Origin of the sequence: Faecalicatena contorta (genome assembly GCF_003149105.1) — a bacterium.
GTDB classification, from domain to species: Bacteria; Bacillota; Clostridia; order Lachnospirales; family Lachnospiraceae; genus Muricomes; species Muricomes contortus_C.
Genome location: NZ_QGDS01000003.1, coordinates 56,078 through 72,090, shown reverse-complemented (window position 1 = coordinate 72,090; position 16,013 = coordinate 56,078). Strand labels below are relative to the sequence as shown.

The 16,013-nt window shown below is 42.3% G+C and carries 13 protein-coding genes; 12 read left to right on the top strand and 1 reads right to left on the bottom strand.

Annotation, left to right across the window (positions count from 1 at the left end):
* The first annotated feature begins 58 nt into the window (after positions 1-58).
* The 8 genes from A8805_RS06150 (at position 59) to A8805_RS06115 (ending at position 9,679) form a co-directional block, all read left to right on the top strand.
* A complete protein-coding gene (locus tag A8805_RS06150) occupies positions 59-1,072 on the top strand; it encodes a sugar ABC transporter substrate-binding protein (protein ID WP_109709334.1) in 1,014 nt (337 codons plus the stop codon).
* A 98-nt stretch (positions 1,073-1,170) separates the two neighbouring features.
* Positions 1,171-2,673, top strand: a complete 1,503-nt coding sequence (locus A8805_RS06145) for a sugar ABC transporter ATP-binding protein (RefSeq protein ID WP_109709333.1) — start codon at positions 1,171-1,173, stop codon at positions 2,671-2,673.
* A 4-nt stretch (positions 2,674-2,677) separates the two neighbouring features.
* On the top strand, positions 2,678-3,637 hold the full coding sequence (locus A8805_RS06140; protein ID WP_109709332.1) for an ABC transporter permease: 960 nt from the start codon (positions 2,678-2,680) through the stop codon (positions 3,635-3,637).
* Positions 3,638-3,676: 39 nt separating this feature from the next.
* On the top strand, positions 3,677-4,729 hold the full coding sequence (locus A8805_RS06135; protein ID WP_109709331.1) for an NAD(P)-dependent alcohol dehydrogenase: 1,053 nt from the start codon (positions 3,677-3,679) through the stop codon (positions 4,727-4,729).
* 25 nt (positions 4,730-4,754) lie between these two features.
* The gene (locus tag A8805_RS06130; protein WP_109709330.1) at positions 4,755-5,594 is read left to right on the top strand and encodes a transketolase; all 840 of its coding nucleotides are present in this window, start codon (positions 4,755-4,757) and stop codon (positions 5,592-5,594) included.
* Entirely contained in the window at positions 5,594-6,553 is a 960-nt protein-coding gene (locus A8805_RS06125) for a transketolase family protein (RefSeq protein ID WP_109709329.1), read from the top strand. Before A8805_RS06130 ends, A8805_RS06125 begins: the two co-directional genes overlap by 1 nt.
* 13 nt (positions 6,554-6,566) lie before the next feature.
* Positions 6,567-8,231, top strand: coding sequence for a ribulokinase (locus A8805_RS06120; RefSeq protein ID WP_109709328.1), 1,665 nt, complete (start codon positions 6,567-6,569; stop codon positions 8,229-8,231).
* A gap of 179 nt (positions 8,232-8,410) precedes the next feature.
* Positions 8,411-9,679, top strand: coding sequence for an ROK family protein (locus A8805_RS06115; RefSeq protein ID WP_181392754.1), 1,269 nt, complete (start codon positions 8,411-8,413; stop codon positions 9,677-9,679).
* 54 nt (positions 9,680-9,733) lie between these two features.
* Here A8805_RS06115 and A8805_RS06110 read toward each other — a convergent pair whose 3' ends face one another.
* Positions 9,734-10,324, bottom strand: coding sequence for a hypothetical protein (locus A8805_RS06110; protein WP_109709326.1), 591 nt, complete (start codon positions 10,322-10,324; stop codon positions 9,734-9,736).
* Positions 10,325-10,592: 268 nt separating this feature from the next.
* On the opposite strand from A8805_RS06110, the gene A8805_RS06105 reads away from it, so the two are divergent.
* From A8805_RS06105 to A8805_RS06090, 4 genes are all read left to right on the top strand, one after another.
* Positions 10,593-12,053: a DNA-3-methyladenine glycosylase 2 family protein gene (locus A8805_RS06105; protein WP_109709325.1), complete on the top strand. Its 1,461-nt coding sequence runs from the start codon at positions 10,593-10,595 to the stop codon at positions 12,051-12,053.
* 11 nt (positions 12,054-12,064) lie between these two features.
* Complete coding sequence (locus A8805_RS06100) at positions 12,065-12,604, top strand: methylated-DNA--[protein]-cysteine S-methyltransferase (protein WP_109709324.1); 540 nt, start codon at positions 12,065-12,067, stop codon at positions 12,602-12,604.
* 192 nt (positions 12,605-12,796) lie between these two features.
* Positions 12,797-13,174, top strand: a complete 378-nt coding sequence (locus A8805_RS06095) for a MarR family winged helix-turn-helix transcriptional regulator (RefSeq protein ID WP_207657678.1) — start codon at positions 12,797-12,799, stop codon at positions 13,172-13,174.
* A gap of 144 nt (positions 13,175-13,318) precedes the next feature.
* Positions 13,319-15,982 (top strand): cation-translocating P-type ATPase, encoded by a 2,664-nt coding sequence (locus A8805_RS06090; protein WP_109709755.1) that lies wholly within the window; start codon positions 13,319-13,321, stop codon positions 15,980-15,982.
* The last annotated feature ends 31 nt before the right edge of the window (positions 15,983-16,013 follow it).

Sequence of the window (16,013 nt, the reverse complement as noted above, 5' to 3'; positions counted from 1 at the left end):
TATGTTACAGCAAAGGCTGTCAACATAAAGAAAAAATGAAAATTTAGGAGGTAATGGTATGAAAAAGAAAGTGCTGGCAATGTTGTTGACAATGGCTATGGCAGTCGCAATGGCAGGCTGCGGACAGGGAGGCAGTTCAAAGGAAGAACCTTCCGATGCAAAAACAGAACAAAATGGAGAAAGTGAAGGAGACGCAGAAAGCGGCGTGAAAATCGGACTGGCGATACAAACTCTTGGCAACCAGGTGTGGGCACAGCAGATGGACGCAATCCAGAAAGCAGCAGAAGAAGACGGAAACTCTGTGGTTGTTGTAGAAAGTAATGAGAATGCCAATACACAAATTAATCAGATTGAAAACTTTATAACCTCTGATTGTGACATTATCGTAGTTAATCCTGTTGACCCGGATGCAATAGAAGCCGCATGCCAAAAAGCCCGGGATGCCGGAATTAAGGTAATCGCATGGGATGAAGAAATGGAAAATACAGATGTGAACTGGATTATCAAAAACTATGATTTAGGTTATGCAATTGGAGAACAGGCAGCTGAGTTTATCAATGAAAAGTTTAGTGATGAAGAATGTGAAGTGGCAGTTTTAGGGTATCCTCAGACGCCCATTCTTTTGGAAAGAGAAAATGGTATTTTGGATGCATTAAAAAAATCCGCGCCGAATGCAAAGGTTGTTGCCAATCAGCCGGCGATTGATCCCACAGAGGGACTTAATGCTATGGAAACTATTTTACAGGCATCTCCAAATGTAAAAGTTGTATGCTGTATCGGCGGTGGCGGAGCTGCTGGAGCAAACGAAGCGTTTAAGGGGCTTTATGGAAGCGAAGTACCTGATAATGTGGGAATCTTTTCAACAGATTTAACGGATGAAACGGTAGCATCCATGGAAAATGGAGAATTTAACCGTGTATGTGTTGCAATTACAGGAAATCCAACAGTGTGTGGTGAAACAGTATATGATATTGCAATCAGATTAGCAAACGGCGAAGAAATGGATCAAAATGTTTATAGAGACCTTATTCCGGTAAACGTTGATAATTTAAAAGAAATGGTTGGAAAGTAATCATACATATTTATAAGAAAGAAAAATAGAAATGAAGATGCGCGCTTTGCACTGTCTTAGTGCGCATCTTTTCGATAATAACCAGAAAGGGACAGAATATGAATGCGATTGACAATATACTGGAAATGAAGCACATATCTAAATTTTATCCCGGCGTTGTTGCATTAAAGGATGTATCACTTCAGATACGCAGAGGAGAAGTCCATGCTTTAGTAGGAGAAAATGGAGCTGGTAAATCAACACTTATAAAAACCTGCAGTGGTGCAATTGAACCATCAGAAGGGGAAATTGTTATTAATGGAGAAGTGTTCCGGAGTATGACACCGAAGCTTTCCGAGCAAAACGGTGTAGGTGTCATTTACCAGGAGTTCAACCTGGTTGGAGATTTATCGGTTGCTGAGAACATTTTTCTTGGAAGGGCAATTCGGAAAGGAATTGTTGTGGACCAAAAAGCAATGGAGAGAGAATCAAAGAAAATCCTGGACTCTCTGCATATAAATATTAATCCCCATACTTTAGTAAAAAAATTAAGTGTAGGGTATCAGCAGATGGTAGAAATTGCAAAAGCAGTTTCTCAAAATGCTCAGATTCTGATTATGGATGAACCATCAGCGCCATTAACTAACGCAGAAGTAGAAAGTATGTTTACAATTGTTGACCAGCTGAAAGAAAATGGTGTAACAATTATTTACATATCTCACAGGTTGGATGAAATTTTCCGGCTGTCTGACCAGGTAACGATTCTGAGGGACGGGCAGTATGTGGCTACCTTAAATACAAAAGAAACCAATAAAGATGAGCTGGTAAAATACATGGTGGGGCGTGAATTGACAGAGATTTATCCGCAGAGAAGCTCAAAGTGTATTAAAGACGAAGTGGTGCTTGAGGCAATAGATGTCTGTGGAAATGGAGACCGGAATATTTCTTTTAAACTGCATAAAGGTGAGGTCCTGGGACTTGGGGGATTGGTAGGAGCAGGCCGGACAGAACTTTCAGAACTGATTTTCGGGATGGAAAAAAAGACCTCGGGAACGTTTATATTTAATGGAAAAGAAATATCTCCGCGCAATCCCAAAGAGGCAATCAATTATGGAATCGGATTAGTACCAGAGGACAGGAAAGCAAAAGGTGCATTATTAGGGCTTAGCATTCAAAATAATATTAATATGCCTATTTATCCTCGGATATCAAAAATGAGTGTCATAGATATAAAGAAAGAGTATGAAATTGCAGATAAATATAAGAATGAGATATCCATTAAAACTCCTCACTTAAATCAACTTGTAAAAAACTTAAGCGGCGGAAATCAGCAAAAAGTGATATTAGCCAAGTGGCTGGCTGCAGATGTAGACTTATTGATATTCGATGAACCAACAAGGGGGATTGATGTAGGTGCAAAGCAGGAAATTTATATGCTTATAAATAGTTTGGTAGAACAGGGCAAAGCTGTTCTGATGATATCTTCGGAAATGGAAGAGCTGATGGGAATGTCTGATAGAATTTTAATCCTTTCTGAAGGGTGTATAACAGGAGAACTGAAAAAAGATGAATATGATCAAGAAACAATTATGCGCTTAGCATCAATGGAGAGGAAGGATTGAATTTATGAATAAAGCGATCGATATAATAAGAAGCAGAGCAATTTATGCCTTTCTGATAATAATGGTTATTTTCTTTACGATAATGAATGGCAATTTCATGACGGCGAATAACCTTTTAAATGTGGTAAAACAGGTATCTATTTATGGTATTGCCTCTGTGGGGATGACCTATGTAATTCTTCTGGGTGGTATTGATTTATCAATAGGTTCGTTAATTTCATTTGTGAATATTGCGGCAGCATATTTTATGGTAAATATGAACTGGAATCCAGCATTGGCAATTATTAGTGCATTAATTATCAGTACTCTGATTGGGTTTGCAAATGGGTGGATTATTGCAGAGATTAAAATGCCTCCTTTGATTGTAACATTTGCTTCTCAGACAATTTTCGCCGGTTTAGCATATATCATTTGTAATGGCCGTCCGATTTCCCGCTTTGACACATCATTTTTGAAAATTGGACAGGGCTATATAGGAGTGGTTCCGATTCCAATTGTTATTATGATAGTTTGCTTTGCAGTGGGAGCATTCATTCTTACGAAAACATATTTTGGACGGTATTTTTATGCTTTGGGGGGGAATGAAGAAGCAGCAGCCTTATCAGGTATTAATATAAAAAGAGTGAAATATCTCGTATACGCATTGTCAGGGCTATTTGCCGGAATTGCGGGCATTGTTATGCTGTCACGGGCTAACACGGGTCAGCCGAATGCGGGACTGGGATATGAATTTGATGTTATCACATGTGTTGTATTGGGCGGAGTCAGTGTAAATGGAGGCTCGGGAAAAATTTCAAATGTAATAGCAGGAGTTCTGATTATTGGAGTTTTGAGCAATGGTATGATCCTTATGGACGTCAGTTCTTATATGCAGATGGTTATTAAAGGAATTATTTTACTATTGGCAGTAGGCTCAGATTGTATTCAGCAGGCGGGATTACTGAAAGCAAAATCAGCCGCATAGCAAATAAGAAAAAGTATAAACTTGGAAAGGTAAGGAATCATGGAAAATAAAATGAGAGTTGCGGTTATGACCGGCGTAGCGAAGATTGAATTAACGGAAAGAGAGATTCCGATTCCAAAAGCAGATGAAGTCTTGGTGAAAATTGAGTATGTGGGCGTATGTGGTTCCGACCTTCATTATTATGAAGCAGGAGGAATTGGCGAGAATATTGTAAAGCCGCCATTTGTTCTTGGACACGAAGCAGGAGGCGTGGTAGCAGCGGTTGGAGAAGAGGTAACGAACCTGAAAATAGGGGACAAAGTGGCTCTCGAACCAGGAAAAACTTGCGGCAAATGCGAGTTTTGTAAAACGGGTAAATATAATTTGTGCCCAGATGTAATTTTCTTTGCCACACCTCCGGTAGATGGTGTGTTTCAGGATTATGTAACTCATCCGGCGGAGCTGTGCTTTAAAATTCCAGATAATATGGACACGATGGAAGCGGCGCTGATTGAACCGTTAGCGGTAGGATTCCATGCAGCCAGACAGGGCGGTGCCCAGGCTGGGCAAACAGCAGTTGTGACAGGGGCCGGATGTATCGGCTTTGTTTCCATGCTGGCACTTAAGGCAATGGGGGTAACAAAGATAATTGTAGTTGATATTATGCCAAAGCGGCTTGAAAAAGCTATAGAATTAGGCGCAGCGGCAGTAATCAATGGGAAAGAGCAGGATGTTCCAGAAGAAATCATGAAATTGACCGGCGGACAGGGAGCAGATTTAATGATTGAGACAGCAGGCTCGGAGATTACCACACGACAGGCCATTCATTTTACTAAAAAAGGAGGAACAATTGTTTTAGTTGGATATTCACCCACTGGCGAGGAAACTTTGCCCATCGGCCTGGCTATTGATAAAGAGCTTACATTTAAGACTGTATTCCGTTACCGACATATTTATCCAATGGCAATTGAGGCGGTTGCTTCGGGTAAAATCAACTTAAAAGGGATTGTAACAGACATCTTTTCCCTTGACGAAATACAGGAAGCGATGGATCAAAGTGTGAAGAATAAAGCGGATATTGTAAAATCAGTCATTAAAGTGATGGCAGATTAATTGAAATGATGACGGAGGAAAATCGATGAACATGACAGAATTGCAAAAAGCAGCCAACGAAGTCCGAAAGGGAATTCTTACAGCGGTGCATAGTGCAGGAAGCGGACATCCGGGCGGCTCACTTTCGGCGGCAGATTTGTTTACCTATGTTTATTTTGCAGAAATGAATATTGATCCGCAAAATCCGGAGATGGAAGAAAGAGACCGCTTTGTTTTATCGAAAGGGCATACGGCACCAGGCTTGTATTCTGCATTAGCGCACCGGGGATACTTTCCGGTTGAAGAATTAACAACACTGCGCCATGTTGGAGCGTGCCTGCAGGGGCATCCATGTATGCAGGAAACTCCCGGTGTAGATATTTCTACGGGTTCCCTGGGCCAGGGACTTTCGGCGGCAGTTGGTATGGCTTTAGCGGCAAAAATGGACAATAAGGATTTTAGAACCTACTGCTTGTGCGGTGACGGTGAAATTCAGGAGGGGCAGATATGGGAAGCGCTTATGTTTGCCGGACATCGTAAATTAGACAACCTGGTGGTTATTATAGATAATAATGATCTGCAAATTGATGGATGTATTGGCGAGATATGCTCCCCTTATCCAATTGATAAAAAGCTGGAAGCCTTTGGACTGCATGTGATTAATATAGATGGTAATGATATAAGTCAGATTGCATCTGCGATGCAGGAGGCACGGAGGGCGAAAGGGATGCCTACAGCTATTGTTATGAAAACAATAAAAGGAAAAGGCGTATCTTTCATGGAAAATCAGGCGGGATGGCATGGGAAAGCTCCCAATGACCAGGAGTATAAAGCTGCGATGACTGAACTGGAAAAAATTGATAATGAATTGGAAGGAGCAAAGTGATGGCGGATCAGAGTATGAAGAACACATTCAGACAGATTGCAACGAGAGAGAGTTATGGCAGGGCACTGGCAGAACTGGGGGAAAAGTATCCGCAATTGGTTGTTCTGGACGCGGATTTGGCCTGTGCTACCAAGACGGCAATGTTTCAGAAGGTGTTTCCTGAACGCCATATTGATTGCGGCATAGCAGAGTGCAATATGACTGGCATTGCAGCCGGACTGGCTACTTGCGGAAAGATTCCGTTTATTAGTTCATTTGCTATGTTTGTGGCAGGACGCAATTTTGAACAGATAAGAAATTCCATTGCTTATCCCCATTTAAATGTAAAGATTGGTGCCACTCATGCGGGAATTACGGTGGGTGAAGATGGTGCCACCCATCAATGCAATGAAGATATTGCATTAATGAGAACTATTCCGGGAATGACCATTATTGTACCCTCTGATGATATCGAGGCGAAGGCAGCAGTGGAAGCTGCCATAAAGCATAAAGGTCCGGTATATCTCCGGTTTGGACGGGGAGAAGTCCCTGTAATTAATGAACAGGATGATTACAATTTTCAGATTGGCAAAGGTGTAGTGCTGAGAGAAGGCAGTGACGTGACGATTGCTGCCACCGGTGGATGCGTATCGGCAAGTCTTGAGGCAGCCGAAAAACTGGCAGCAGATAATATTCGTGCGGAAGTCATTAATATACATACCATAAAGCCCCTGGATGAGGAGCTTCTAATATCTTCTGCTCAAAAAACGGGTATGGTAATAACAGCAGAGGAACATTCAGTGATTGGCGGTCTGGGAAGCGCGGTATGTGATGTCCTTTCTGAAAAATTACCGGTTAAAGTCATAAGGATTGGAATGAACGATGTGTTTGGTGAATCAGGACCGGCAAAGGAATTACTGAAAAAATATGAATTAGACAGCGAAGGTATTTATAAAAAGATAATTGCAAATATTTCATGATAAGGAAGAAAGAATGGAAGATAAATATACAATTGGTCTTGATTATGGAACATTGTCAGGGCGTGGTGTGTTAGTTCGGTGCAGAGATGGAGAAGTTATTTTTAGTGCGGAAAAAGAGTATACTCACGGAGTAATGGACAATTATCTTCCCGATAAGAAGACAATACTGCCTTCTGAATGGTGCCTTGAGCATCCAAATGACTATCTGGAAGTTCTGGAGTATGTTATAATAAAATTATTGAAGAACAGCGGTATTAACAAAGAGGATATCATCGGAATAGGTGTGGATTTTACAGCAAGTACTGTTTTACCGATAGATGCAAAAGGAGTACCTCTGTGTATGAAAGAAGAGTTTGCCGGCAGGCGAAACGCTTATGTGAAATTATGGAAGCATCATAGTGCCCAGAAGCAGGCCGACCATATTAATACCCTCCTTAAAGAGTTGGGGCAGGAGGATAACCCAAGGTTTGGGGGAACAGTGTCACCAGAATTGATGGTTCCTAAAGTACTGGAAATGGTGCAGGAAGATCCGCAAGTTTATGACAGTGCTTCCGAAATTTTAGAGGCTGGTGACTGGATTACAAGAGTTCTGACAGGGTCACCCGGCAGAAGCTGTTCAATGGCAGGATATAAGGCATGGTGGAACCAGAGAGAAGGGTATCCGGACCGGGATTTTTTTGCTGCGGTAAATCCTCGGATGGAAAGCTTTGCAGAAGAGAAGCTGCCCGGGAAGATATGCAGTGTAGGAGAAGCGGTTGGTACGTTGTCCTATGAATGGGCAGAACGTCTCGGGTTAAAAGAAGGAATTCCGGTAGCGCCGGCGATTATTGATTCTCATGCAGGAGTACCGGGAAGCGGCGTCAGCCATGAAGGGCAGGCGATGCTGGTGCTTGGCACTTCCAGTGTTATGCTTGCGTTAAATGATAAACCTTACTCGCAAAAAGGGGTATATGGAGGCGTCCGGGATGGTGTTGTACCGGGATACTACGCATTGGAATCCGGCCTGGCGGCAGTGGGAGATTTGTTTGCCTGGTTTGTTGATAACCTTGTTCCGGTGAGCTGTTATAAAGAAGCTGCTGAACAGGGGGCAGATATTTATACCTTATTAAATTCAAAAGCTGAAAAACTTAAAGCAGGGGAAAGCGGCCTTTTGGTGCTGGACTGGTGGAATGGCAATAAAACACCTTTTGTCAACGGGAATCTGACCGGATCTATTACCGGGCTGACTTTAAATACAAAACCAGAGCAAATATATCAGGCGCTGATTGAGGCAACCGCTTTTGGAACCAGACAGATATTAGAGCTGTATCAAGAGGGCGGAGTCCGAATAGAAGAAATCATAGCGAGTGGCGGAATTGCGTCTAAAAACCCAATGCTTATGCAGATATACGCCGATGTGCTGGGAGTGGATATGAAAATTGCAGCAAGCGATCAGGCTGCTGCGTTAGGCTCGGCAATTTATGCCGCCCTGGCAGCAGGCTTAAAAAGAGGCGGATATGACTCTTATCAGGAAGCTGTTGAAAATATGAGCAGAGTCAAAGAAAAAGTATATTTATTTGATGCAGACAGTAAGAAAAAGTATGATAAATTATATCAAATATATCGGAATTACAGTACTGTTATGGGCCAGAAAGAAAAAGGTATTCTTAAAGGATTGCATGCTATAAAAAATGAATAGAAATAGTATATAGCACGTTAGGGAGCTGTTGCGGAAGTGGGAGATAATCTACAAAAGTAACAGCTCTGTTTTAACATTGAATCAGGACTTTTTAGGATGAGAAATAGACATAGTGGCATATATGCTTTAAAATAGAAATTGTGAAATTGTTTGAGGGACTTGGTATGGAGGCAAAAAGGATGAAACTAGGAAGAAATATACAGGATATTCAAAGAAAGAATCGCTGTGTTGTCTTGCAGACGATGTTAGAACAAAAGGAGATATCCCGCATCGATTTGTCACGGATCACAGAACTTAATAAAGCGACGATTACGAACATTACCCGGGATTTTATTAATCGCGGTGTGGTTGAAGAGATCGGTGCGATAGAAGCAAGTAACGGGAGGAGAACAGCCGGGCTTTCTCTTAAGATGGACGAGGTGGTGACAATTACGCTGCGGGTCTATCAGAATGAAGTGCAGGCAGCAGTCTGCAATATTCATGGTAAACTGGAAGAGTATCAGAAAGTAGGCTGTATTACGAATGGTGACGGACAGATTATCCTGGCTGAACTGGAAAAGCATACAAAGCGATTATTAGCCTTCTGTCAAAAGAATAATAAGAAAATTCTGGGGATAGCGATAGCGACGCTGGGCTGGGTTTTCAGCGGTAAGAGCACCAATTATTCACAGTATGTGTATGCAGACTGCTTTCCGGAACTGGCTGTTATTGATATTCAAAAAGAGATGGAAAAACGTTTCCCAGGTCATCGGGTGATTGTGGATCATGATGCCAATATGAGTGCTCTGGCAGAATGGAAGGAGTTGATCATAGCCGATGAACAAATCAATTCCATACTCAATATTGTCTGTGGAATCGGTTTTGGCGGTGGTATCGTTATCAATGGAGAACTGTTCCGCGGCAAGAATGGAGTGGCCGGAGAAGTTGGACACATGGGTATTAACTGCAATGCGATGGCTTATGGGGGGGACAGTGTAAAAAGAGGCTATCACAGTATTTTTGAAGATTATGCATCGCCGCTGGCGCTGCGGGAAAGCATCAAAGAGCGCTTGTATGAGTATCCGGACACAATACTCACGGAAAACTCAAAATTTGAGGAAATATATGAATGTTATGAGCGTGATGATGAGCTGGCAGTCTGGGCTGTCAACCGTCAGGCGCGTTATCTGGCCTATGGTATTACCGGGTTGATTTTTGTGCTCAATCCTGATGTGATTATACTCGGAGATGAAATTATTCATAGTCAGAAATTCTTACAAAAGCTCAGAGGATTTATGGAGGAATACCTGCCTAAAGTATTTCATGACGAGCTGGATATACGGATGTCAACCTTGAAACAGAATAGTATTTTAAAGGGAGCCGGAATCAGCATGACTAAAAGCTATTTTGAAAATTATGAAATCGTGGACTTTATTTCTGAGTATTACCCCAATCCTGCTGAGAAATAATTACATTACTTTTATTATCTGGGATATACTGGGGCAGAAGCCCCAGAGCCAATATTATATCAGTTGAATATGAAATGCTGTTGTTTGTGGTGGAATACTAGCCGTTTGGAAATTTGCATGAGTGATTCTAACCATTTGACCAGGATGAAGGGCGCTAAATCTAATTGGAGCGCCAAAACGGTTTCTGATAGAGGTAGTATTAGTAATTATGAATTTGGTTTGATTGTTTCTATTGTTTGGATCTTGTGTAATAAGAAAATTATTGTCAAAATCAATCAAGACAATCCGGCCTGTAGTAACTGAAGAGGAGGGGCGGGGGCTTCTCCGAACCACAACCAAAAGCGCATTGGACTGAGGCGGTATGCTCATTGTCATTCGTGCTGAGAATACGACATTTACCCACATACCCTCTTGTATGCAGCATGGGCATATATTTTGTCCAAAAGAATTTAATACAGTAGTACCTCTGTTAAGATTTAATCTAATAGTCTGTATAGAATTAGTATTATTTCTTCCAGGTACAGAGTAAGAAACCAGCATATGTCCATTAGAATTATTAAAACAAGTAACATCTTCTACAAAAGCATTATCTATTCGCATAATGTTACCTTGTTGAACCATGGTTCCGCGGGGATCATTATTCATATAAATATTACCACCAGTAGTTTTATTATATTGTATGGAAATCATGTCAAAACGTGAGTTTGTCAAAATGTAAGTATAATTGGCGCCCTATGATTTATATGGACGCCGCTATTTTAACAGATTTACAGGGGTTTTAGAGTACGGCGGTATCAGAGAAGATACCGCCTTTTAAAAATTTATTTCCGGACTAAAAAACCATGTCCGAAAATGGCCGGACATTTTGAGGGAATGTGATATAATGAAACTAAATTAGAAAGGGGGCGAAAAGATGACAGATAACAAAAATGCTTTATATGCGGCGTTCAGGGCGAAAGACACACGTTTTGACGGACGTTTCTTTGTTGGCATATCGTCCACAGGAATATACTGCCGTCCGGTGTGCCGGGCCAGGAAGCCCAAACCTGAAAATTGTACTTTTTATCATTCAGCAGCGGAAGCAGAGCAGGCTGGATACCGCCCCTGCCTTTTATGCAGGCCGGAGATTGCCCCCGGTAATTCTATCACAGACTCTGCCGCTAATTTGGTTTACCGGGCGGCAAGAATGTTAGAAAAGAACTGCGGAAACGGACAGAGTTTAGAGGAGATAGCCGGACGCCTGGGGTGCACCAGCCGGCATTTACGGCGTGTGTTTACAGCAGAATACAATGTGTCACCGGTTCAATATATGCAAACATGCAGATTGCTCCTTGCCAAAAATTTGCTCACAGACACAGATTTACCGGTTCTGGAAGTGGCGATGGCGGCAGGTTTTGGCAGCCTGCGCCGCTTTAATGATCTTTTCAAAAAGCAGTACAAACTTTCACCTACAGCTTTGCGGAAGGGGAGTTCGGAAGGGAAAAAACAGAATGATAGCATTACATTAGCGCTGGGCTACCGCCCTCCCTATCATTGGGAAGAAATGTTGAACTTCCTTGCAGGACGTGCAATAATAGGTGTCGAGGTTGTAAAAAACGGTGAATACATGCGTACCGTGCATTTGGAAAATACGGAAGGGAAACATGTGTATGGCTGGATACGGGTAGGGCATAAGCCTAAAAAGAATGCACTGAATGTTACTGTGAGTGGAACTTTACTGACTGTATTACCACAAGTATTAGCGCGGATACGACATTTGTTTGACTTGTCTTGTGACCCGGACGCGGTGTATGAAACTCTTCAGGTAATGAACGATATTCGCCCCGGCATTTGTGTTTTGGGAACCCGTGTGCCCGGGTGTTTCAATGATTTTGAAATGGCAGTTCGGGCGGTGCTTGGACAGCAAATCACCGTGAAAGCAGCAAGCACATTAGCGGCGAGACTTGCCCAAACTTACGGTACACCAATACAAAACGGGATTGAAGGATTGACTCATATTTTTCCCTCACCCGGAGACATTTTTACTTTGGCGGGACCGATTGAAAATCATCTTTGTCCGTTAGGAGTGATTGCAGCGCGGGCAAAAACGATTTATGAGCTGTCACGGGTGTTTGTACAGGGTGAAATTGATTTTGACCTCCCGGCCCAGCCGGAGGAAGAGATGAAAAAACTGATGTCTATTCGCGGTATTGGGAACTGGACAGCACAGTATATTGCGATGCGTTCTATGGAATGGCCTGATGCTTTTCTGGAAACAGATGCGGGTGTAAAAAAGGCATTGCAGCCCTATACATCAAAAGAACTATTGCAAATGGCAGAAGCGTGGCGGCCGTGGCGCAGCTATGCTACCTTCAATCTTTGGAACACGCTATAGGGAGGTATAAAATGTATTATTCAACAACATATTCATCGCCCGTAGGAAGCATTACCCTTGCATGTGACGGAGACAGCCTTGTTGGCTTATGGATTGAGGGCCAAAAGTATCACGGAAATACAATACCCGAAGATATGATAGAAAATAACGATATACCGGTGTTTGACGCTGCAAAAAGATGGCTGGACAGATATTTTGAGGGCCAAAAGCCTCACATTTCAGAATTGCCGCTGGCTCCCATTGGCAGTGGATTCCGTCAGGAAATATGGAATATTTTATGTGAAATACCATACGGCCAGGTTGTCACTTACGGGGACATCGCAAAAAAAATGGCAGTAAAGATGAATAAGGAAAGCATGTCGAGCCAGGCTGTAGGCGGGGCTGTTGGGCATAATCCTATATCTATCATAATTCCTTGTCACCGGGTTGTAGGAGCCAATGGCAGCCTGACCGGGTATGCCGGGGGAATTCATACGAAAATAAAGCTGCTTGAATTGGAAGGCGCTGATATGTCACGGCTTTTTATACCGGCGAAAGGAACAGCGCTTTAAATGTGAGCTGCTATGTTATAATGGAAATCTAAGGGAAATTAAAATTTAACTTGACAAATAAAAAAGTATTTTGTTAAAATAAGTAGGAAAGCTACGTAGTGATTCTACCTAATTTGAGGTACAGTTATGATAAAAAGCGAAGGAAGAGTGTTTGGTTCTTGTTTTGGAAGTATCTCTCATCTTTTATATTATATGAGCGATCAGAGACTGAAGCAGTTAGGAATTACACATCAGCAGGGACGGCTATTAGGATTTATATATGACAATATAAAAGCCCATCATGTCATAAGCAGGCATTTCCTGGAGGAGACCATGGATTTGCGAGGTCCTACGGTTACCAGCCTTCTGAGATGTCTGGAAGAAAAGGGATATATTATCAGAACCATCAGTGAGGAAGACCGGCGTGCCATGAAACTGATCATTACTCCCGAGGGAGAAAAGCTGGTGTCAGATATCAGGGAAATTTTTAATAGCATGGAAGAAAAAGTCTTACAAAACATGACAGATGAAGAAATCCAAACATTAAAGACACTGTTATTTAAAGTTTATGATAATCTTTTAAAATCATAAATATTAGGAAATACGTTTTTGAAAAATTCAGCAGGCGGTAAGCCTGCTTTCCAATACATTATTAGGTAGAGAATCTACCTAATATGATTGGGTATTTGTTAAAGAAGTGCACAGATGAGTGCAAATAAAAGAAAGGATGAGTTTATGAGATGGTATGAAAAAAATGAAAATGAAGTATTAGAACAATTAGAAAGCAACATGGAAACGGGGCTTTCTTCAGAAAAGGTAAAAGAAAAACAGAGTCAACATGGTAAAAATGAATTTTCAAAAGGTGAAAAACCAAGTCTTATCAGAACTATTCTTCACCATCTAAAAGATGTCTCAACAATAGTTCTTATCATAGCAGCAATTCTTTCCTTTTTGCTGGCATTGAAGCATGGGGAAGGTTTCATAGAACCGCTGGTAATATCCTTAATTATTGTTATGAATTTAACCTTAGCCATTACCCAGGAAGGGAAGGCTGAGAAAGCATTGGAATCTCTGGCTGATCTTAACAGCCCGTCTTGCTTTGTGATAAGAGATGGGTTACGGCAGGAGATTGATACGGCAGAGCTTGTACCGGGGGATATAATCCTGGTGGAAACAGGCTCTTTGATTCCGGCAGATGCAAGAGTTTTAGAAAGCAACAACCTTATGGTTGATGAATCATCTCTGACAGGGGAAAGTGAGCCGTTGGAGAAGAATATGTTGGTATTGCCCCAAAATAAGATTCCTATTGCGGAACAGAGCAACATGATATTTTCCGGGTGTCTCGTTACAGCAGGAAATGCGTCCGCTATTGTCACAGAAACCGGTATGAACACTGAGATGGGAAAAATCGCCGGATTTTTAGGAAATACAGTAAAAGGGAAAACTCCGCTGCAGCAAAGGCTGGACCGGGTTGGAAAAAATATCAGCACAGTTGCTGTCATATCTGCAGTTATTTTATTTTTTATCGGTATGAGACAGGGATCAGATCTCTGGAGCATGATTATGCTGGCAGTTACTTTAGCAGTGGCGGCAGTTCCGGAAACCTTATCCTTGATTGTAACCTTAGCCTTATCTCATGGTGTTAAGAATATGGTTAGCAAAAATGCACTAATCAGGAAACTTCCTGCTGTAGAGACATTAGGGAACACATCTGTAATCTGCTCTGATAAAACAGGTACACTTACACAGAACCGGATGGCTGTCAAGCGGCTGTGCCTGAATGGAGGAAAGCCGGTGAAAGATATCGATGAGTTTTCAGAAGATCAGACCACATTCCTGAAGATGCTTGCCAGTGCCAGCAATGCTGTGGTGCAGACAGATGAAGAGGGAAATACCCAATATATAGGGGATGCAACAGAAACAGCAATCATGAGGCTTTTTAATGAAAAAGGCCTGGATAAAGATGCGGTGGAAGCGGAGTACCCAAGAGTTGCTGAAATCCCTTTTTCCTCTGAAAGAAAAATGATGACTGTTTTACTAAAGGATCCGAAAGGCGGATTTATTGTGCTGACGAAAGGTGCCTTAGATCGAATTCCATTCAGCCGAGGGAATGAGGAGGAAATAGCAAACATCCACAAATTGCACGATACCTTTGCAGGGGATGCGTTGAGAGTTATAGCACTGGGAATAAAGCGTATTGATGCGCTGCCTGGTGAAGAAGAGTTGGAATCTGTGGAAAAGGATCTTACATTCGTCGGAATTGTAGGGCTTATAGATCCTCCCAGACCAGAGGCCGCGCTGGCGATACAAAGAGCTAAAAGGGCAGGCGTCCGCACCATTATGATAACCGGAGATCATGCGGCTACAGCCGGAGCCATTGCGAAAGAACTGGATATTCTATCTGAGGATCAAAAGGTTGTTACAGGGGCGGAGCTGGAAGAAATGACGGATGAAGAACTGTCAGCTTCCATAGAAGATTACTCTGTTTATGCAAGAGTAGCGCCTTCTGATAAAATACGTATCGTGGAAGCATGGCAGAAAAAAGGTGAAGTGGTAGCAATGACCGGAGATGGAGTTAACGATGCTCCGGCCCTGAAGGCAGCAGATGTCGGCGTTGCTATGGGGAAAGCAGGAACGGAAGTGGCAAAAAGCGCTTCTGACATGATATTGACCGATGATAATTTTGCAACCATCGTGGAAGCTGTGCATGAAGGACGGAAGGTTTATTCTAATATAAGAAAGACAATTTATTTTCTGCTGGTCTGCAACCTTTCTGAGATTGCTGTCATGATGTTTGCGCAGATCGTAGGATGGGGCGTCTTAGTTACTCCTGTAATGCTTCTTTTGATCAATGTTTTAGGCGATGGTATTCCGGGTCTTCAGTTGGCGAAGGAAGATTCTGCGTCTCTCATTATGGAAAGCAAGCCAGTAAAGCGTACGGAAAGTTTATTTGGCGGCGGTCTGCTAAATGTGATTATCCAGCAGACAATCATCTGTTCACTGGTTGTGTTGGCAGCCTTTTATGTGGGGGCATATGTCCCGGCTGGTATGGGGAATCCGTCCCCAGAGGCAGGCCAGACATTGGCATTCCTGGTATTAGGATGGACTTCGATTCTTCATATATTCACTGTGAGAAGCAGGGAATCCATATTCAAGCGCTCCCTGCTGGATAATCCTCTGCTGGTAGCCAGTGCGGCAAGCATGCTCCTGGCATTGGTTGTTCTATGTACTGTTCCTGCAATTGGAGCACACTTAGGATTGACTGTAATTGAGCGTTCCCACTGGTTTGCGGCTGTTGGTCTTAGTTTGATACCTACTATAACCGCAGAGATAAGAAAGTTTTTTGATAACCGTATGGATTATAATGAATATACAGAGGTTGAGCATTCCGCCAGATAAAACATCTCTGGCAGGGAATGTACCTTTTATT

Bases quoted from the DNA above. Each gene is read 5' to 3' on its own strand.
- A8805_RS06150 (WP_109709334.1), top strand. From the start codon at position 59: ATGAAAAAGAAAGTGCTGGCAATGTTGTTGACAATGGCTATGGCAGTC.
- A8805_RS06145 (WP_109709333.1), top strand. From the start codon at position 1,171: ATGAATGCGATTGACAATATACTGGAAATGAAGCACATATCTAAATTT.
- A8805_RS06140 (WP_109709332.1), top strand. From the start codon at position 2,678: ATGAATAAAGCGATCGATATAATAAGAAGCAGAGCAATTTATGCCTTT.
- A8805_RS06135 (WP_109709331.1), top strand. From the start codon at position 3,677: ATGGAAAATAAAATGAGAGTTGCGGTTATGACCGGCGTAGCGAAGATT.
- A8805_RS06130 (WP_109709330.1), top strand. From the start codon at position 4,755: ATGAACATGACAGAATTGCAAAAAGCAGCCAACGAAGTCCGAAAGGGA.
- A8805_RS06125 (WP_109709329.1), top strand. From the start codon at position 5,594: ATGGCGGATCAGAGTATGAAGAACACATTCAGACAGATTGCAACGAGA.
- A8805_RS06120 (WP_109709328.1), top strand. From the start codon at position 6,567: ATGGAAGATAAATATACAATTGGTCTTGATTATGGAACATTGTCAGGG.
- A8805_RS06115 (WP_181392754.1), top strand. From the start codon at position 8,411: ATGAAACTAGGAAGAAATATACAGGATATTCAAAGAAAGAATCGCTGT.
- A8805_RS06110 (WP_109709326.1), bottom strand. From the start codon at position 10,324: ATGAATAATGATCCCCGCGGAACCATGGTTCAACAAGGTAACATTATG.
- A8805_RS06105 (WP_109709325.1), top strand. From the start codon at position 10,593: ATGACAGATAACAAAAATGCTTTATATGCGGCGTTCAGGGCGAAAGAC.
- A8805_RS06100 (WP_109709324.1), top strand. From the start codon at position 12,065: ATGTATTATTCAACAACATATTCATCGCCCGTAGGAAGCATTACCCTT.
- A8805_RS06095 (WP_207657678.1), top strand. From the start codon at position 12,797: ATGAGCGATCAGAGACTGAAGCAGTTAGGAATTACACATCAGCAGGGA.
- A8805_RS06090 (WP_109709755.1), top strand. From the start codon at position 13,319: ATGAGATGGTATGAAAAAAATGAAAATGAAGTATTAGAACAATTAGAA.